Raw genomic sequence first — 18415 nt, 5'->3', positions numbered from 1 at the left:
GACTATCAAATGACACATGTCCCCTGTGGGAGCGAGCCAGCTCGCGAAGGCGTCTAGTCAGCCAACATCAATGTTGAATGTCAGTCCGCATTCGCGAGCAGGCTCGCTCCCACAGGGTTTTGCATTCCTTCAGAGGAATAAATGTTGGATTCAGACGGCCGCGTTATAGAACTGCTCGCTGCTCTTCTGCTCCACCAGCGCCTGCTCGATCGCCGCCTGATGCACTTCATCGGCGTGCTCTTCGCGAGCTTCCGGCAGGATGCCCAGACGCGAGAACAGTTGCATGTCCTTGTCGGCCTGCGGGTTGGCAGTGGTCAGCAGTTTTTCGCCGTAGAAAATCGAGTTGGCACCGGCGAAGAACGCCATGGCCTGCATCTGCTCGTTCATGGCTTCGCGGCCGGCGGACAGGCGCACGTGGGATTGCGGCATCAGGATGCGCGCGACGGCGAGCATGCGAATGAAGTCGAACGGGTCGACGTCGTCGGCATTTTCCAGCGGTGTACCGGCGACTTTCACCAGCATGTTGATCGGCACCGACTCCGGATGCTCCGGCAGGTTGGCCAGCTGGATCAGCAGATTGGCGCGGTCGTCCAGCGACTCGCCCATGCCGAGAATGCCGCCGGAACAGATCTTCATCCCCGAATCACGTACATACGCCAGGGTTTGCAGGCGCTCGCCGTAGGTGCGGGTAGTGATGATGCTGCCGTAGAACTCCGGCGACGTATCGAGGTTGTGGTTGTAGTAGTCGAGGCCGGCCTTGGCCAGCGCTTCGGTCTGATCCTGATCCAGGCGACCGAGGGTCATGCAGGTTTCCAGGCCCAGGGCTTTCACGCCTTCGACCATCTTCAACACGTACGGCATGTCTTTGGCCGACGGATGCTTCCACGCCGCGCCCATGCAGAAACGGGTAGAACCGATGGCCTTGGCGCGAGCGGCCTCTTCGAGGACCTTCTGCACTTCCATCAGTTTTTCTTTTTCCAGGCCGGTGTTGTAGTGACCGGACTGCGGACAATATTTGCAATCTTCCGGGCAGGCGCCGGTTTTGATCGACAGCAGGGTCGACACCTGGACGCGGTTGGCGTCGAAATGCGCACGGTGCACCGTCTGCGCCTGGAACAACAGGTCATTGAATGGCTGAACGAAGAGTGCTTTGACTTCGGCCAAAGTCCAGTCATGACGCAGGGTTGCAGTGGTGCTGGCACTCATGGGCGTTTCCTTTGAATTATGCTTTGGCAGGCGGCTGGATAATGGAATGTCACAGTCGCTTCACAGATGTTTCGGCATATTTAAGGAAGAGCGATGCGCTGTCAACCACGATACGAAGGACCGGTTTACATCTGGTTAAAAAACAAACAATCATGCCTTTTGTGCGATGAAGCGGCCGACGGCATCCCTCCCGTCTGCACGGCCTGCGAAATCGAGTTGCCCTGGCTCGGCGATCACTGCCTGACCTGCGCCCTGCCGCTCCCGGCCGCGGGCCTCACCTGCGGCCATTGCCTGAAGCAGCCACCGGCCTTCGAGCAAGTGATTGCGCCCTGGACCTACAGCTTTCCGGTAGACAGCCTGATCACCCGCTTCAAACACAACGCCAAGTGGCCATTCGGTCGCCTGCTCGCCGAACTTCTTGCTCAATACCTGCAACATCGCTTCGAAGGCGATCTGCAGCGCCCCGATGCGCTGATCCCGGTGCCGCTGGCCACCCGGCGCCTGCGCCAGCGCGGCTTCAATCAGGCGGCGATGCTGGCTCACTGGTTGAGTGCGAGTCTCGATATCCCTTGCGACGAACGGTTGCTGCTGCGCACCCAGGACACCGACGCCCAACAGGCCTTGAACGCCGAAGCCCGACGAAAGAACCTGCGCAACGCTTTCTCCCTGGCACCCGGCGCAGTCGTCAAAGGCCGGCACCTGGCCCTGGTCGACGACGTACTGACCACCGGTGCCACGACCCAGGCCCTGGCTCGCCTGCTAATGGACGCCGGGGCGGCGAGAGTCGACGTCTATTGCCTGGCCCGCACGCCCAAACCCGGCGAGACACCCTGACTTGACTCGCACGGCCCAAGCGACCAACGTCCTCATCATCGTCACCACCCAAAGCGACTTGCCATGTCTTTGCCAACCTTGCTGTCCCAGCACATTGTCCGCCGTCCGCAGCGCATCGCCCTGTTGCAGCACATCGCCGAACAAGGCTCGATCACCCGCGCGGCCAAAAGCGCAGGCCTGAGCTACAAGGCCGCCTGGGATGCGATCGATGAGCTGAACAACCTGGCGCAGAAGCCGCTGGTGGAGCGGATTGTCGGCGGCAAGGGCGGTGGCGGTGCGCGCCTGTCCAACGAGGGGGAGCGGGTGCTGCGGCTGTACCAGAAGCTGCAAGCCTTGCAGGCCCAGGTGCTGGAAGCTGCCGAAGACGCGAGCGATCTGGATCTGCTCGGGCGCCTGATGCTGCGCACCAGCGCGCGCAACCAGTTGCACGGCAAGGTAGTAGCGATTGAACCTCAGGGGCGCAACGACCTGATTCGCCTCAAAGTCGCCGATGGCGTGATCGTCGACGCGCAAATCACCCACGACAGCACCGAGCGCCTGGAGCTGCAAATCGGCACCGAAGTTGTGGCATTGATCAAGGCCGGCTGGCTCGACGTGCTGGAAAGCGATTCCGCCGAAACGCCTGGAAACAATTGCCTCAGGGGCAGCATCGAAAAAATTCTCGACGCCGACGATGGCCCCAGCGAAGTGCGCATCACCCTGCCCAATGGCCTGACCCTATGCGCCTTGGCCGAACCGAGTCATCTGCAAGCATCGGGGTTGACCTGCGGAAAGCCGGTGCGCGTCGAGTTCTCGCCGTCCAGGGTTCTGCTGGGCACGCCACTGTAAGCAGAACTGCAACAAAAGGTTCATTACTCATCTTTAAGGTGTCTGCAAAATCCGCAGGGAGCCTGAAATGAGCCTATTAGAAGAAAACCAGTCCACCGACCTCGAAAACATGGTCGGCCTCAGCCGTCGCGGCTTCATCAGCGCGGGTGCCCTATGCGGCGCTGCGATGTTCCTCGGTGGCAACCTGCTGAGCCGCAGCGTGATGGCCGCCAGTGTCAGCGCCGGCAACAGCCAGTTGTTGGGCTTCGACAGCATTGCCGCCGCCACCAGCGATTCCATCACCCTGCCAGCGGGCTACAAGTCCTCGGTGCTGATCAGCTGGGGCCAGCCACTGCACAAGGACGGTCCGGCGTTCGACCCGAGCGGCAACGGCAGCGCCGAACATCAGGAAGTCCAGTTCGGCGACAACAACGACGGCATGAGCCTGTTCGAGTTTCCGGGCGAAAAAGATCGGGCGCTGATGGCGATCAACAACGAATACACCAACTACCGCTACCTCTACGCCCACGGCGGCATGCCGCAATCGGCGGAAGAAGTGCGCAAGGCGCTGGCCTGCGAAGGTGTGTCGGTGATTGAAGTGCAGCGCAAGAACGGCCAATGGCAATTCGTCCAGGGCTCGCGCTACAACCGCCGCATTCACGGCAACGCACCCATCACCCTGAGCGGCCCGGCCGCCGGACATGCCCTGCTCAAAACCAGCGCCGATCCGCACGGCAAGAACGTCCTCGGTACGTTCCAGAACTGCGCCAACGGCAAGACGCCGTGGGGCACCTATCTGACCTGTGAAGAGAACTTCACCGACTGCTTCGGCAGCAGCAACGCCGAGCAGAAATTCGACCCGGCGCAGAAACGCTACGGCGTGGTGGCCACCAGCAAAGAAATCAACTGGCACCCCCACGACGAGCGCTTCGACATGGCGAAGAACCCCAACGAACTCAACCGTCATGGCTGGGTGGTGGAGATCGATCCGTTCGATCCGAAATCGACGCCGGTCAAACGCACGGCCCTGGGGCGCTTCAAACACGAAAACGCCGCCCTGGCCGAAACCGGCGATGGCCATGCCGTGGTGTACATGGGCGACGACGAACGCGGTGAGTTCATCTACAAATTCGTCAGCCGCGACAAGATCGACCACAAGAACCCCAAGGCCAACCGCGACATTCTCGACCACGGCACCCTGTACGTGGCGCGTTTCGATGCCGGTGACGGCAACGTCGATCACCCGAAAGGCCAGGGTGAATGGATCGAACTGACCCATGGTAAAAATGGTATCGACGCCAGCAGCGGCTTTGCCGATCAGGCCGAAGTGCTGATCCACGCCCGCCTGGCTGCCAGCGTGGTGAAGGCCACGCGAATGGACCGCCCGGAATGGATCGTGGTCAGCCCCAAGGATGGCCAGGTCTACTGCACGCTGACCAACAACGCCAAACGCGGCGAAGACGGGCAACCGGTGGGCGGGCCGAACCCGCGGGAGAAGAACGTCTACGGGCAGATCCTGCGCTGGCGCACTGAGCGTGACGATCACGGCTCGAAAACTTTTGCCTGGGACCTGTTCGTCGTCGCCGGTAATCCGGGGGTTCACGCCGGTACACCAAAAGGCGGATCGTCGAACATCACGCCGCAGAACATGTTCAACAGCCCGGACGGTTTGGGCTTCGACAAGGCCGGACGCTTGTGGATTCTCACCGACGGTGATTCGAGCAACGCCGGAGACTTTGCCGGCATGGGCAACAACCAGATGCTCTGTGCCGACCCGGTAACCGGCGAGATTCGCCGCTTCATGGTTGGCCCGGTAGGTTGTGAAGTGACGGGGATCAGCTTCTCGCCGGATCAGAAGACCCTGTTTGTCGGGATTCAGCATCCGGGTGAAAACGGCGGCTCGACCTTCCCCGAGCACCTGCCCAACGGCAAGCCGCGGTCTTCGGTGATGGCGATTTCGCGGGAAGATGGCGGGATCGTCGGCGCCTGACAGGCCCTCATCGCGAGCAAGCTCGCTCCCACAGGATTGGCGCGATTTCAAGTCTGGCGCATGACCTGTGGGAGCGAGCTTGCTCGCGATAGCGTCAGCGCAAACAACGCACATCTCAAGCCCGCCCCCTAAAACCGCGCCGTCTGCGCTACCATGCCTGGCCGGACGCAGCAGCCTGCTGCGCGCAGGAGTCAGCATGGCCCACCCGTTTGAAACCCTCACACCAGACCTCGTGCTCGACGCCGTTGAAAGCATCGGCTTTCTCAGCGACGCGCGCATCCTGGCGCTCAACAGCTACGAGAACCGCGTCTATCAGGTCGGTATCGAAGACGCCGAGCCGCTGATCGCCAAGTTCTACCGGCCGCAACGCTGGACCAACGAAGCGATTCTGGAAGAGCACCAGTTCACCGCCGAACTCGCCGACTGCGAGGTGCCGGTTGTGGCGCCGTTGATCCACAACGGTGAAACCCTGCACGAACACAACGGATTCCGCTTCACCCTGTTCCCCCGCCGTGGCGGCCGCGCACCGGAGCCGGGCAATCTCGACCAGCTGTATCGCCTGGGCCAGTTGCTCGGGCGCCTGCATGCGGTCGGCTCGACCCGGCCGTTCGAGCACCGTGAAGCGCTGGCGGTAAAAAACTTCGGCCATGACTCGCTGGCCACACTGCTCGACGGCAACTTCATCCCCCGCAGCCTGCTGCCGGCCTACGAATCGGTGGCCCGCGATCTGCTCAAGCGCGTGGAAGATGCCTACAGCAACACACCGCACCAGAACATCCGCATGCACGGGGACTGCCACCCGGGCAACATGATGTGCCGTGACGAAATGTTCCATATCGTCGACCTCGACGACTGCCGCATGGGCCCGGCGGTACAGGACATCTGGATGATGCTCGCCGGCGATCGTCAGGATTGCCTGAGCCAGTTGTCGGAACTGATGGACGGCTACAACGAATTCCACGACTTCGACCCGCGTGAACTGGCCTTGATCGAACCGCTGCGCGCCTTGCGCCTGATGCACTACAGCGCCTGGCTCGCCCGCCGCTGGGAAGACCCGGCATTCCCCCGCAGTTTCCCGTGGTTTGGCACCGAGCGTTATTGGGGGGATCAGGTGTTGGCGTTGCGCGAGCAACTGGCGGCTCTTAACGAAGAGCCACTGAAGTTGTTCTGACCCACCCTGCCCCCCTGTGGGAGCGAGCTTGCTCGCGATGACGGCGATACATTCAGCACAACTTTGACTGACATACCGCCATCGCGAGCAAGCTCGCGCCCACAGTTGTTTGTGTTCACAAATACCCAACCTATTCAGTCAGGACATTCGCAGACAAATCTCCTTACAATCCCCTCTTTGTTAGCTGCCTAAGCAAGGATTCTGCATGCAAGCCGCCAACCCGCGTCGCGGGTACATTCTGGGCCTGAGTGCCTACATCATCTGGGGACTTTTCCCCCTCTACTTCAAAGCCATCGCCAGTGTGCCCGCCGTGGAAATCATCATCCACCGGGTGCTGTGGTCAGCGCTGTTCGGCGCCTTGTTGCTGATGGTCTGGAAGCATCCCGGCTGGTGGCGCGAGCTGCGGGAGAATCCACGACGGCTGGCGATCCTGGCCCTGAGCGGTGCGCTGATAGCAGCCAACTGGCTGACCTACGTCTGGTCGGTGAACAACGGACGCATGCTGGAGGCCAGCCTCGGTTACTACATCAACCCCTTGGTGAACGTGTTGCTGGGCATGCTGATCCTTGGCGAACGGCTGCGGCGCATGCAATGGATTGCCGTCGGGCTGGCGGCTGTCGGTGTGGCGCAACAGGTCTGGCAAGTCGGCAGCCTGCCATGGGTGTCGCTGGTGTTGGCACTGACCTTCGGTTTCTATGGCCTGATTCGCAAGCAGGCACCGGTCAAGGCACTGCCGGGGCTGGTGGTGGAAACCTGGATGCTGGTACCGATTGCCCTCGGTTGGTTGCTGCTCAATCCGACGGCCAGCAGCGCCCAGGCCGAATTCTGGACCACCTCCCAAGCCTGGTGGCTGGTCGCCGCCGGCCCGATCACGCTGGTGCCGCTGGTCTGCTTCAACGCTGCCGCACGGCATTTGCCCTACACGACACTGGGGTTTCTCCAGTACCTGGCGCCGACCCTGGTTCTGCTGCAAGCGGTCCTGCTGTTTGGCGAGCACCTGTCGTCCAGCACCTTGGTAGCGTTCATGTTTATCTGGGCCGGCCTGGCGGTTTACAGCATCGATGCGTGGATAAGTTTGCGCCGCCGCAGCTGATCAAAAAACATACAAACACCTACAGGCCACGTCTCCCGTGGCCTGCATCATTCCTTCCCAAGGTTATCCACAGCGTGATCCCCGCCGTTTGTGTGCAAGTATCTGAAACTGCTTGTTTTTTGATCAAAACATGAAGAACCCCGGTCGGCGTGGCCTGGCGGGGTGTCTCTACAGGTTATCCACAGGCGGGTGCACGTTTAACTTGGATAACCTGATCAGGGTTCACTGCGCAGCACCAACTCGACCATCAGGTCGTCAGCCAGGGTTTCCAGCCGCGATTGCAGTACGTCCAGCGACAGCGTCAGCGGGACCGCAAGAATCGCTTCGGCATGGAACAACGGCTCGCTGCTCATCGGTGCCGGACGCACTTCGGTGACCAGCCGCTCCAGACTCACCCCCTGCTCGCTCAGCAAGCGCGTGATGTCACGCACGATCCCCGGGCGATCATTGCCCACCAGTTCCATGGCGATCGGTTTCCAGGTGCAGGATTGTTCGATACCGCTTTCAGCGATCAACACGCGAATGCCATGGGCGGACAAGCCCTGCAAGGCATCGACCAGTTCGTCGTAGGCCTCGGCCGGCACCCCAACCCGAAGAATCCCGGCGAATTGTCCCGCCATGCGCGACATGCGGCTTTCCAGCCAGTTGCCGCCGTGCTCGGCAATGCATTGGGCAATGCGCTCGACTTGCCCGGGCTTGTCCGGAGCAAAAACAGTGAGTACGAGGTGGTCCATGGCACAGCCCTCTTGTCATGACTTTTGTTATAGAGAACCAAGTATAGGCAAGGGTTGGACCTGCGCCGACAGGTCAGGCGCCTTCGCGAGCAGGCTCGCGCCCACAAGGGTTGCGCGGGCCTTAGTGGGAGCGAGCCTGCTCGCGAATGAAGGCACCGCCGATCTGACTGACCCAACAAATCGTGTACAACTTTTGATATTTAACTGGAACAATCTAATAGTTTTTTGAGAACATCACGCTCCCCGACGTGACCGCAATGCGTCATGGGGTCGCAGAACGACGTAATTAGTCTAATTTTCACAACCGCAATTCATCATGTAGTATGCCGCAGCGTGCACTACATGACGTTGGATCGATGTCTGCCGCAGGCACGTTCGCAACCCTGAAAGCCCTGTCAGCAAGGCCCCAAGCCGTTGATCGGTCCCAACCCAGCCGCCTGTCATGGGCATGTACTGGTAGAGGGGTTTGTGGTTTAAATGGCCAATGGCTTCATTGTTAAATTGAAGAGCTGAAAAGCGAAATAGCTGAGCAGAGTGAGGCAAGCAATGACTGAACACGTTCAAGTCGGTGGCCTGCAGGTCGCCAAAGTCCTGTTCGACTTCGTGAACAACGAAGCCATTCCCGGTACCGGCCTCACCGCCGATAAGTTCTGGGCCGGTGCCGACAAGGTCATCCATGACCTGGCGCCGAAGAACAAAGCCCTACTCGCCAAACGCGATGATTTCCAGGCTCGTATCGACGGCTGGCACCAACAGCGTGCCGGTCAGGCGCACGACGCCGTGGCCTATAAAGCCTTTCTGCAAGACATCGGTTATCTGCTGCCAGAAGCAGCCGATTTCCAGGCAACGACGCAAAACGTCGATGACGAAATCGCCCGCATGGCCGGCCCACAGCTCGTGGTGCCGGTGATGAACGCCCGCTTCGCGCTCAATGCCTCGAACGCCCGCTGGGGCTCGCTGTACGATGCGCTCTACGGCACTGACGCCATCAGCGAAGCCGACGGCGCGGAAAAAGGCAAAGGCTACAACAAGGTGCGCGGTGACAAGGTTATCGCCTTCGCTCGTGCCTTCCTCGACGAATCGGCGCCATTGGCAGCCGGCTCCCACGTTGACTCCACCGGCTACAAGATCGTCGATGGCAAACTGGTGGTCGCCCTTAAAGGCGGCAGCAACACCGGCCTGCGCAACGACGCGCAACTGATCGGCTTCCAGGGCGATGCCGCTGCACCGACCGCGATCCTGCTGAAAAACAATGGCCTGCATTTCGAAATCCAGGTCGACGCCAACACCCCGGTCGGCCAGACCGACGCGGCCGGCGTCAAAGACATCCTGATGGAAGCCGCGTTGACCACCATCATGGACTGCGAAGACTCCGTCGCTGCTGTCGATGCCGATGACAAAGTGGTGATCTACCGCAACTGGCTCGGCCTGATGAAGGGCGATCTGTCGGAAAGCGTCGCCAAGGGCGGTCAGACCTTTACCCGTACCATGAACGCCGACCGTACCTACACCGCTGTCGATGGCAGTGAACTGAGCCTGCACGGTCGTTCGTTGCTGTTCGTGCGTAACGTCGGTCACCTGATGACCATCGACGCGATCCTCGACAAAGATGGCAATGAAGTGCCGGAAGGCATTCTCGATGGCCTGGTGACTTGCCTGTCGGCGATCCACAACCTGAACGGCAACAGCTCGCGCAAGAACAGCCGCACCGGCTCGGTCTACATCGTGAAGCCGAAGATGCACGGCCCTGAAGAAGCGGCGTTCACCAACGAGCTGTTCGGTCGCATCGAAGACGTGCTGGGCCTGCCGCGCAACACCCTCAAAGTCGGGATCATGGACGAGGAGCGTCGTACCACGATCAACCTCAAGGCCTGCATCAAGGCGGCGAGCGAGCGCGTGGTGTTCATCAACACCGGTTTCCTCGACCGCACGGGCGATGAAATCCACACTTCCATGGAAGCCGGCCCGATGGTGCGCAAGGCGGACATGAAGGCGGAAAAATGGATCGGCGCCTACGAGAACTCCAATGTCGATATCGGTCTGAGCACCGGCCTGCAAGGTCGCGCGCAGATCGGTAAAGGCATGTGGGCCATGCCTGACCTGATGGCGGCGATGCTCGAACAGAAAATCGCTCACCCGATGGCTGGCGCCAACACCGCCTGGGTACCATCGCCGACCGCTGCTGCCCTGCACGCGCTGCACTACCACAAGGTTGACGTGTTCGCCCGTCAGGCCGAACTGGCCAAGCGTGCCCATGCGTCGGTGGACGACATCCTGACCATCCCGCTGGCGGTGAACCCGCAGTGGACCGCCGAACAGATCAAGAACGAACTGGACAACAACTCCCAGGGCATTCTCGGTTACGTCGTGCGCTGGATCGACCAGGGCGTCGGCTGTTCGAAAGTGCCGGACATCAACGACGTCGGCCTGATGGAAGACCGTGCAACGCTGCGTATTTCCAGCCAGCACATCGCCAACTGGCTGCGTCACGGCATCGTCACCGAAGACCAGGTCATGGAAAGCCTCAAGCGCATGGCGCCGGTGGTTGACCGTCAGAACGCCGGCGACGCGCTGTACCGTCCGCTGGCCCCCAACTTCGACAGCAACATCGCCTTCCAGGCGGCGGTCGAACTGGTGGTCGAAGGCACGAAGCAGCCGAACGGCTACACCGAGCCGGTCCTGCACCGTCGTCGTCGCGAGTTCAAGGCTGCCAATGGCCTGTAACTGAGCGTCTGCGCCGGACATGAAAAAGCCCTGATCGAAAGATCAGGGCTTTTTTCTTTACGGCTCGGTTTATCGGCTTGAACTAAGGCTTCACCCCAAGCTCACGCTTGACCAATTCCAGCAGATTACCGGCATCAATCGGCTTGAGCAGAAAATCCACCACATTCAAATGCATCGCGGCGATCGCATCTTTCACGTCGGCATCGCCCGAGACGATGATGACCGGCAACGCCGCCCGTACCGACTCGCGCACCTGTCGGATCAGGTCCAGCCCATCGATGTGGCCCATGCGCAGGTCGGTAATCACCAGTCCGATCGAAGGTTTTTCCTCCAGCATCTTGAGCGCCGCTTCGCCACTGGCCGCGGTCAGGCAGCGAATACCGTCCAGTGCCAGAATCTCTGACAGCAGGTCCCGGGCGTCTTTATCGTCATCGACGATCAGCACCCGTTGCGGTGGCAGGTCAGGTTCCAGCATGACGGCACTCAGCGCTTCGCGCTCGGCGTCGCTCAAAATATCGTGGTCGGACATGGCTTTCTCTACATGTTCAGTTCAATTCCCTAGCACAGTTGTGAGACATCGCTAAGCAGACCATCAATGTGCACTCCGTCGGATAATTTTCCAATAGGGGAGCCGTGAGGTTTTTCGCACACTTGCGTAGGCTTCTTCCGACACTTCAGGGTGCGAACTGCCTACCTAGACTTACGTCCAATGGGCACCCCGGCCACAGGGGTCGACCATGTCTGGGTCATCCGACTACAACAATTCAAAAAAGACTGCGGTAATGGTTATGAGTAAAGCGGACGCCTTCACACAGGCAGGGAAAACCGCGGTGTTGCAGAACATCCAGGGTACGTTGCAATTCCTTCAGCGTTTCCCGCCCTTCAACCAGATGGAACACGCTCACCTGGCGTATCTGGTCGAGCAATGTCAGCTGCGTTTTTACGCCCCCGGCGAGAGCATCATCAAACCCGCCGACGGCCCGGTCGAGCACTTCTATATCGTCAAGCAAGGCCGAGTCGTGGGTGAGCGTCCACATACGGCAAACGGTGGCACCGAAACCGTCTTCGAAATCACCACCGGCGAGTGCTTCCCCCTCGCGGCGTTGCTGGGTGAACGGGCGACCCGCACCGAGCACCTGGCCGGCGAGGACACCTTCTGCCTGCAACTGAACAAGCCGGCGTTCATCCGCCTGTTTTCGCTATCGGACACCTTCCGCAACTTCGCCCTGCGCTGCGTCAGCAGCCTGCTGGATCAGGTCAACCAGCAAGTGCAGCAAAAAGCCGTGGAAACCCTGGGCACCCAATATTCGCTCAATACCCGACTGGGCGAATTGGCCATGCGCCACCCGGTAACGTGCAGCCCGCAGACGCCGTTGCGCGAAGCCGTGACGTTGATGCATGAACAGCAAGTCGGCAGCATCGTGGTGGTCGATGAACTCAAGGCGCCACTGGGGATTTTCACCCTGCGCGACCTGCGCCAGACCGTGGCCAACGGCAGCAGTGATTTCAACGAGGCCATCGAAGGACACATGACCCGGGCACCGTTTTTCCTGTCGCCGGATCACAGTGCTTTCGACGCGGCGATTGCCATGACTGAGCGTCACATCGCCCACGTCTGCCTGGTCAAGGACCAGCGCTTGTGCGGCGTGGTTTCCGAGCGCGACCTGTTTTCCCTGCAACGGGTCGACCTGGTGCACCTGGCGCGCACTATCCGCAATGCCCAGAAAGTGGAAAACCTGGTGGCGCTGCGGGGCGAAATCGGTCAACTGGTCGAGCGCATGCTGGCCCACGGCGCGTCTTCGACGCAGATCACCCACATCATCACCTTGCTCAACGACCACACCGTGTGCCGGGTGATCGAACTGACCCTCGCCGAAAAAGGCGACCCCGGCGTGCCGTTCAGCTGGCTGTGTTTCGGCAGTGAAGGCCGTCGCGAGCAGACCCTGCACACCGATCAGGACAACGGCATTCTGTTCGAAGCCAGGGATGCGGCCCATGCCGCCGAGATTCGCGGCAAGCTGTTGCCCATCGCCCAGCAGATCAACCAGAGCCTGGCGCTGTGCGGCTTCACTTTGTGCAAGGGCAATATCATGGCCGGCAACCCCGAGCTGTGCCTGTCCCGGGCCGAATGGGCGCGGCGCTTTGCGGCGTTTATCCGCGAGGCAACCCCGGAGAACCTGCTGGGCTCGAGCATCTATTTCGATTTACGCGTGGTCTGGGGCAGCGAGCAAGGCTGCGAGCAGTTGCGTCGGGGCATTCTCGATCAGGTCGGCGACAACCGTTTGTTCCAGCGCATGATGGCCGAGAATGCGCTGCGCAATCGCCCGCCCGTAGGACGTTTCCGCGAGTTCGTGCTGGCGCGCAAAAATGGCGAGAAGGCCACCCTGGACCTGAAGATCCAGGGCCTGGCACCCTTTGTCGACGGAGCCCGGTTACTGGCCCTGGTCCACGGTATCGAAGCGAACAACACGCTGGAGCGTTTTCGCCAGTTGGTCGACAAGGAGGTCATCGATCCCCTGGACGGCGCCGCGTACGAAGAGGCCTATCACTTCATCCAGCAAACCCGCATGCAGCAACACCAACTACAGACCCGGGAGAATTTTCCTTACTCAAATCGGGTCGATCCCGACAGCCTCAATCATCTGGACCGACGCATCCTGCGTGAGTCCCTGCGCCAGGCACAACGCCTGCAAAGCAGCCTGACCTTACGGTATCAGTTATGAGCCTGTTTTCGTGGCTGCGTCCGCCGAGCCCCACCCTCCCAGCTCACTTGCAACATCGACTGGAGCAATTACCGACGGCTGCCGACCTGGCGCAGTGCAGCCTGCGCGAGCAACGCTGGGTGGTGCTCGACCTGGAAACCACCGGCTTGAACCTGAGCAAGGACCACGTGTTGTCCATCGGCGCGGTGGTGATCGAGGACGGGGCCATCGACTTTCGCCAGCAGTTCGAACGCACCCTGCAATATCCGCAAGTGAAACTCGGCCCCAGCGTGCTGATCCATGGCATTGGCCCCAGCGCCATTGCGGCGGGCAGCGAACCGACAGAAGCATTGCTCGACCTGATGGAGTACATCGGGGACAGTCCGGTGCTGGCCTTTCACGCGCCGTTTGACCAGCACATGCTCGGCCGTGCATTGAAAGATCACCTGGGTTTCAAATTGCAGCATCCGTTTCTGGATGTGGCGGACATTGCGCCGCTGCTATGCCCCCAGGCGCACATTCGCGAGGCCGGGCTGGACGATTGGATCGACTGGTTCAAGCTCGAAGTCTTCGAGCGCCACCACGCCAGCGCCGACGCCCTGGCCACCGCCGAACTGATGCTGATCCTGTTCAGCCGTGCGCGACAGCAACAGATTCATAGCCCGTTGAATCTGCAACAGCGCTTGAATCAGTGGAAGCGCCGGCAGCAGGCGCCGTCCTTCTGACCTATAAGCAATCACTGTAGGAGCGAGCCTGCTCGCGCCTACAGGGGCCGTCGCCAAGCTCCCACCCGACCAACGCCAATTGCTTACCTCCCTCGCCTCTGCCACAATCGCGAACCATTCTCGTTAGTTAATATTTCCCAATCGGTGATGCGGCGTGTCGTCAGTTCCAAGCCCTCAAAGTGAGCTCGTCGGTGCGTTATATCGCGACCATCGCGGTTGGCTATTGGCCTGGCTTCGACGCAACGTCGCCTGCCCGCAGCGGGCCGAAGACCTGAGCCAGGACACTTTCGTGCGTTTGCTGGGCCGTGAGGAACTGAAGGTCCCGCGCGAGCCTCGGGCGTTTCTGGTGGCGATCGCCAAGGGCCTGCTGTTCGATTATTTCCGTCGCGCCGCGCTGGAACAGGCTTACCTCACCGAGCTGATGCTGATTCCCGAAGCCGAGCAACCGTCGACGGAAGAACAGCAAATGATCCTCGAAGACCTGAAAAACATCGAACGTTTGCTCGGCAAGCTTTCCAGCAAGGCCCGGGCGGCGTTCCTCTACAACCGTCTCGATGGCCTCGGCCACGCAGACATCGCCGAGCGCCTGGGGGTTTCGGTGCCGCGGGTGCGCCAGTACCTGGCCCAAGGCATCCGCCAGTGCTATATCGCGCTGTATGGTGAGCCGACATGAACCCGGTCAGTTCCAAACCGGTATCGGCCAGCGTGCTGGACGCGGCGATTGCCTGGCAGTTGTCCATGGACTCCGCCAACCCGGTAGAGCGCGAAGAATTCGCCAAGTGGCACGCGGCCCACGAAGAGCACGCCCGCGCCTGGCGCCAGCTGGGTATGCTCGACCAGCGTTTCAGCGTGGCCAGCGGCCCGGCCCGCACGGCCTTGCTGCAATCGCGCGAAGGTATTCGCCGGCGAGTGCGCAAGCTTGGTAACGGTGTCGCCAGCATCGTTGCAGTGATCGGCCTGGCCCTGTTCGCCGGGGATCGTTACCTGCCGATCGACTATTGGCTGGCCGACCAGCGCACCGCCGTTGGCGAGCAGCGCACCCTGCGCCTGGCTGACGGCACGCTGGTCAATCTCAACACCCACAGCGCGCTGGATGTGCGTTTCGATGAAAAGCAGCGGCGCATCGTGCTGCAGGAAGGCGAAATTCTGGTTGAAACCGGCCATGGCGATCCCCGGCCGTTCATCGTCGAAACCCGCGAAGGCAGCATGCGCGCGCTGGGTACGCGGTTTCTGGTCAAGCGCGAGGAAGATGGAACGCGCTTGAGCGTATTGCAGTCGGCGGTGGCGGTTCACCCTGAGTCCAACCCTGACGAACAGATTCTGCGCGAAGGCCAACAGGTGCTGATCCGCAACAACGGCCTGGGCCCGGTTCTGGCCGTCAGCCTCGGCGCAGATGCCTGGACCCGCGGCATGCTGGTGGTGGACAACACGCGGCTGGAAGATCTGGTGCATGAAATCGGCCGCTATCGAAACGGATACGTCGGGGTCGCACCGGAAGTGGCCGACCTGCGCATCACTGGCAGCTTCCCGCTGCGCGACACCGACCTGGCACTCAACGCCCTGCTGCCAACCCTGCCGGTGCAGATCGAACAGCACACGCAATGGTGGGTGCAGGTCGTGGCCAAGGCCGATACCAAGCCCTGAACCCGCACATAGCTCCTTGTGGCGAGGAAGCTTGCTCCCGCTGGGTCGCGAAGCGGCCCCGCATTTTCCAGTTAAACCGCTTTGGCTGATTTTACGACTGCTTCGCAGCCGGACGGGACGGTGCGGCGATCCGACAAGCCCCCTCGCCACTAAATGCGCATGCCTGAAGTTCCTCGATGCCAATTGAATTACTGAATCGAAATTATTTTCATCCAGCCCTATCACTTTTTGATTTTCGTTCGGCACATAGGCAATTGAGAAATGTTTCCATTCAGGAGCCGCTGTATGCCTAGTTCGCTAGACTCCCTGTTGCGCCGCAGTTTGCTGACGGTCGCCATTGCCCTTTGCACCCCGTTGGCCAGCAGCCAACTGGTCGCCGCTGAACAAGCATCCAGCGTCCGCGCCTACAACCTGCCGGCTGCGCCACTGACCAACACCCTGAACCAGATCGCCAGCCAGGCCGGTTTGGCACTCTCGCTGAATCCGTCCCTGGCGGCGGGCAAGACCTCGGCGCCGGTCAAAGGCCAGTTCGACGCAGCCGGCGCCCTGCGCGAAGCTCTGCGTGGCACCGGCCTGCAACTGGAGCAGAGCAGTGTAGGCACCTACACCCTGGTGGCCGTGCCCGAGGGTGTGATGGACCTGCCGGCGACCAGCGTGATCGGCGTGCAAGACACTGAAAGCGCCTGGGGCCCGGTACAGGGCTACCTGGCCAAGCGCACCGCCGCCGGCACCAAGACCAACACCGCGCTGGTCGAGGCGCCGCGTTCGATTTCGGTCGTCACTCGTGAGCAGATGGATGACCGCAACGCGCACACCCTCGACGATGCCGTGCGCTACTTGCCGGGCATCACCTCCAGCAGCTTCGGCAGCGACACCCGCGCCGACTGGTTGCGCGTGCGGGGTTTCGAGCCGACTCAATTCCTCGACGGCCTGCCACTGCCAAAAGGCGTGTACTCCAACCCGAAACAGGAAACCTGGAACCTCGACCGCCTGGCGCTGCTTCGCGGACCGGCCTCCTCGGTGTACGGCCAGACACCGCCGGGCGGCCTGCTGGACATGGTCAGCCGCCGCCCAAGCGCTGAAGCCAGCAGCGAGATCCAACTGCAATACGGCAGCGACAATCATCGTCAGATCAACTTCGCCAGCACCGGCAAAATCGACGACGAAGGCCAGTTCCTGTATAGCCTCAGCGGCGTACTGCGCGACGGCGGCACGCCCATCGACCACATCGATGACAAGCGCTACAACATTGCACCAAGCCTGACCTGGAACATCGACGACGACACCAGGTTCACCCTGCTCACGCAATTCACCCGTGACGATACCGGTATCACCAGTCAGTTCTATCCGATCCAGGGTACCAAGATCGACATGCCGTTCGGCGATATCTCCCACCACAAGAACCTGGGTGATCCGAACTACGACTTCTACGACCGCACCTACTACGCACTGGGTTACGCCTTCGAACATCGCCTGAACGATGTCTGGCAGTTCCGGCAGAACCTGCGCTACACCAAGTCGGAGCTGTCGTTCCAGGCCGTGACCGTCAACAGCTACAACCCTGAGTTTGCCGAGTTCGGGTTTGTCGTCGACGATCAAGGCAACACCGGCCGAGGCACCACCAATGTCGACGAAGACATCGCCCAATTCGCCGTGGACAACAACTTCCAGGGCGACTTCGTCACCGGCGACGTCAGTCACACCCTGCTGATCGGCCTGGACCACCAACGCAACACCACCAACTACCTCTCGATCTTCGGCACTGCGCCGGGCATCAATGTCAACGACCCGGTCTATGGCTTGCCGATCACCCGTCCGGCACGCTCCACAGCCTTCTATGACTACGAACAGAAGACCCAGCAGACCGGCCTGTACATCCAGGACCAGATGGCCCTCGACCAATGGCGCCTGACCCTCGGTGGCCGTGAAGACTGGGTCCACACCGGTACCAAGTTCTTCAACAAGGGCGATGCCACCAACACTGAACGCGACAAGAACTTCAGCGGCAATGCGGCGATCAGCTACGTGTTCGACTCGGGCTTCGTGCCCTACCTGTCCTACGCCGAATCGTTCCAGCCGACCAGCAATGCCGTCGCCTCGCCGACCGAGTCGTTCAAGCCGACCGAAGGCAAGCAGTGGGAACTGGGGATCAAGTACCAGCCACCGGGCAGCAACACCCTGCTGACGGCGGCTGTGTATGACCTGACCCAGAAAAACGTTTCCGTCACCAACAACGTGGGCAATGTGACAGTCACCAGCCAGACCGGCGAAGTGAAAGTCAAAGGCCTGGAACTGGAAGCCGTTTCCGACGTGACCGAAAACCTCAAGGTCACCGCCGCCTACACCCTGGCCAAATCCGAAGTGCAAGAGGGCATCTACAAGGGCAATCGCCTGCAACTGATGCCAAACCAGCAAGCGTCGGTGTGGGGCGACTACACCTGGCACAACGGCGTGCTGGATGGGTTTGGCATCGGTGCTGGTGCGCGCTATACCGGCAATACCTATGGCGACCAGGCCAACACCTGGCTGGGCAAGGCCGGCGCCTACACGGTGTTCGACGCAGTGGTTCACTACGACCTCGGTCGCCTGGACAACAGCCTCAAAGGCGCTTCGCTGGCCGTTAACGCCACCAACCTGTTCGACAAGGACTACATCTCGACTTGCGACAGCTTCTACTGCTACTACGGCGACCAGCGCAGTGTCGTCGCAAGTGCAACCTACAAGTGGTAACGCTCTGAGCTGACACGCCCAATGACCAGGCCGTCCTTCGTGGGCGGCTTTGGTT

Annotated in this window: 14 protein-coding genes; 11 read left to right on the top strand and 3 right to left on the bottom strand. The window is 60.9% G+C overall.

Annotated features, from left to right (window positions below; genetic code table 11):
- Positions 1-150: 150 nt before the first annotated feature.
- Positions 151-1206, bottom strand: coding sequence for a biotin synthase BioB (gene bioB, locus KGB07_RS10315; protein ID WP_223465310.1), 1056 nt, complete (start codon positions 1204-1206; stop codon positions 151-153).
- Positions 1207-1299: 93 nt separating this feature from the next.
- Here bioB and KGB07_RS10310 point away from each other — a divergent pair, with 93 nt between their 5' ends.
- From KGB07_RS10310 to rarD, 5 genes are all read left to right on the top strand, one after another.
- Positions 1300-2040, top strand: a complete 741-nt coding sequence (locus tag KGB07_RS10310) for a ComF family protein (protein ID WP_223465308.1) — start codon at positions 1300-1302, stop codon at positions 2038-2040.
- A 63-nt stretch (positions 2041-2103) separates the two neighbouring features.
- Positions 2104-2868, top strand: a complete 765-nt coding sequence (locus KGB07_RS10305) for a TOBE domain-containing protein (RefSeq protein ID WP_046039420.1) — start codon at positions 2104-2106, stop codon at positions 2866-2868.
- Between the two features lie 67 nt (positions 2869-2935).
- Positions 2936-4837, top strand: a complete 1902-nt coding sequence (locus tag KGB07_RS10300; protein ID WP_046039419.1) for a PhoX family protein — start codon at positions 2936-2938, stop codon at positions 4835-4837.
- Positions 4838-5033: 196 nt separating this feature from the next.
- Positions 5034-6008 (top strand): serine/threonine protein kinase, encoded by a 975-nt coding sequence (locus KGB07_RS10295; RefSeq protein WP_046039418.1) that lies wholly within the window; start codon positions 5034-5036, stop codon positions 6006-6008.
- 205 nt (positions 6009-6213) lie between these two features.
- The gene (gene rarD, locus KGB07_RS10290; RefSeq protein WP_046039417.1) at positions 6214-7101 is read left to right on the top strand and encodes an EamA family transporter RarD; all 888 of its coding nucleotides are present in this window, start codon (positions 6214-6216) and stop codon (positions 7099-7101) included.
- A 215-nt stretch (positions 7102-7316) separates the two neighbouring features.
- Here the strand turns inward: rarD and KGB07_RS10285 are convergent, their stop codons facing one another.
- Positions 7317-7835, bottom strand: a complete 519-nt coding sequence (locus KGB07_RS10285; RefSeq protein WP_046039415.1) for a glycine cleavage system protein R — start codon at positions 7833-7835, stop codon at positions 7317-7319.
- Between the two features lie 546 nt (positions 7836-8381).
- Between KGB07_RS10285 and KGB07_RS10280 the strand changes: the two genes are divergently transcribed.
- Complete coding sequence (locus KGB07_RS10280; protein WP_223465306.1) at positions 8382-10559, top strand: malate synthase G; 2178 nt, start codon at positions 8382-8384, stop codon at positions 10557-10559.
- Between the two features lie 82 nt (positions 10560-10641).
- Here the strand turns inward: KGB07_RS10280 and KGB07_RS10275 are convergent, their stop codons facing one another.
- A complete protein-coding gene (locus KGB07_RS10275; protein WP_223465305.1) occupies positions 10642-11088 on the bottom strand; it encodes a response regulator in 447 nt (148 codons plus the stop codon).
- A 253-nt stretch (positions 11089-11341) separates the two neighbouring features.
- On the opposite strand from KGB07_RS10275, the gene KGB07_RS10270 reads away from it, so the two are divergent.
- The 5 genes from KGB07_RS10270 to KGB07_RS10250 all read left to right on the top strand — a co-directional run bounded on the left by KGB07_RS10270 (position 11342) and on the right by KGB07_RS10250 (position 18360).
- Positions 11342-13282, top strand: coding sequence for a putative nucleotidyltransferase substrate binding domain-containing protein (locus KGB07_RS10270; RefSeq protein WP_223465304.1), 1941 nt, complete (start codon positions 11342-11344; stop codon positions 13280-13282).
- Positions 13279-13986, top strand: coding sequence for a PolC-type DNA polymerase III (locus KGB07_RS10265; protein WP_223465303.1), 708 nt, complete (start codon positions 13279-13281; stop codon positions 13984-13986). The genes KGB07_RS10270 and KGB07_RS10265 overlap by 4 nt, the downstream gene beginning before the upstream one ends.
- A 154-nt stretch (positions 13987-14140) precedes the next feature.
- The gene (locus tag KGB07_RS10260; protein ID WP_223465302.1) at positions 14141-14659 is read left to right on the top strand and encodes an RNA polymerase sigma factor; all 519 of its coding nucleotides are present in this window, start codon (positions 14141-14143) and stop codon (positions 14657-14659) included.
- Positions 14656-15630, top strand: coding sequence for a FecR domain-containing protein (locus KGB07_RS10255; RefSeq protein WP_223465301.1), 975 nt, complete (start codon positions 14656-14658; stop codon positions 15628-15630). Before KGB07_RS10260 ends, KGB07_RS10255 begins: the two co-directional genes overlap by 4 nt.
- A 285-nt stretch (positions 15631-15915) precedes the next feature.
- Entirely contained in the window at positions 15916-18360 is a 2445-nt protein-coding gene (locus tag KGB07_RS10250; protein ID WP_223465300.1) for a TonB-dependent siderophore receptor, read from the top strand.
- The last annotated feature ends 55 nt before the right edge of the window (positions 18361-18415 follow it).

The sequence above is a fragment of the Pseudomonas sp. GL-RE-26 genome, from assembly GCF_019956275.1.
In the GTDB taxonomy this organism is placed as follows: Bacteria; Pseudomonadota; Gammaproteobacteria; order Pseudomonadales; family Pseudomonadaceae; genus Aquipseudomonas; species Aquipseudomonas grandcourensis.
This window is presented reverse-complemented; position numbering and strand designations above follow the sequence as displayed.

What these genes read in the sequence shown, in the direction of transcription:
- bioB (WP_223465310.1), bottom strand. Translation starts at nt 1,206, where the DNA reads ATGAGTGCCAGCACCACTGCAACCCTGCGTCATGACTGGACTTTGGCC.
- KGB07_RS10310 (WP_223465308.1), top strand. Translation starts at nt 1,300, where the DNA reads ATGCGCTGTCAACCACGATACGAAGGACCGGTTTACATCTGGTTAAAA.
- KGB07_RS10305 (WP_046039420.1), top strand. Translation starts at nt 2,104, where the DNA reads ATGTCTTTGCCAACCTTGCTGTCCCAGCACATTGTCCGCCGTCCGCAG.
- KGB07_RS10300 (WP_046039419.1), top strand. Translation starts at nt 2,936, where the DNA reads ATGAGCCTATTAGAAGAAAACCAGTCCACCGACCTCGAAAACATGGTC.
- KGB07_RS10295 (WP_046039418.1), top strand. Translation starts at nt 5,034, where the DNA reads ATGGCCCACCCGTTTGAAACCCTCACACCAGACCTCGTGCTCGACGCC.
- rarD (WP_046039417.1), top strand. Translation starts at nt 6,214, where the DNA reads ATGCAAGCCGCCAACCCGCGTCGCGGGTACATTCTGGGCCTGAGTGCC.
- KGB07_RS10285 (WP_046039415.1), bottom strand. Translation starts at nt 7,835, where the DNA reads ATGGACCACCTCGTACTCACTGTTTTTGCTCCGGACAAGCCCGGGCAA.
- KGB07_RS10280 (WP_223465306.1), top strand. Translation starts at nt 8,382, where the DNA reads ATGACTGAACACGTTCAAGTCGGTGGCCTGCAGGTCGCCAAAGTCCTG.
- KGB07_RS10275 (WP_223465305.1), bottom strand. Translation starts at nt 11,088, where the DNA reads ATGTCCGACCACGATATTTTGAGCGACGCCGAGCGCGAAGCGCTGAGT.
- KGB07_RS10270 (WP_223465304.1), top strand. Translation starts at nt 11,342, where the DNA reads ATGGTTATGAGTAAAGCGGACGCCTTCACACAGGCAGGGAAAACCGCG.
- KGB07_RS10265 (WP_223465303.1), top strand. Translation starts at nt 13,279, where the DNA reads ATGAGCCTGTTTTCGTGGCTGCGTCCGCCGAGCCCCACCCTCCCAGCT.
- KGB07_RS10255 (WP_223465301.1), top strand. Translation starts at nt 14,656, where the DNA reads ATGAACCCGGTCAGTTCCAAACCGGTATCGGCCAGCGTGCTGGACGCG.
- KGB07_RS10250 (WP_223465300.1), top strand. Translation starts at nt 15,916, where the DNA reads ATGCCTAGTTCGCTAGACTCCCTGTTGCGCCGCAGTTTGCTGACGGTC.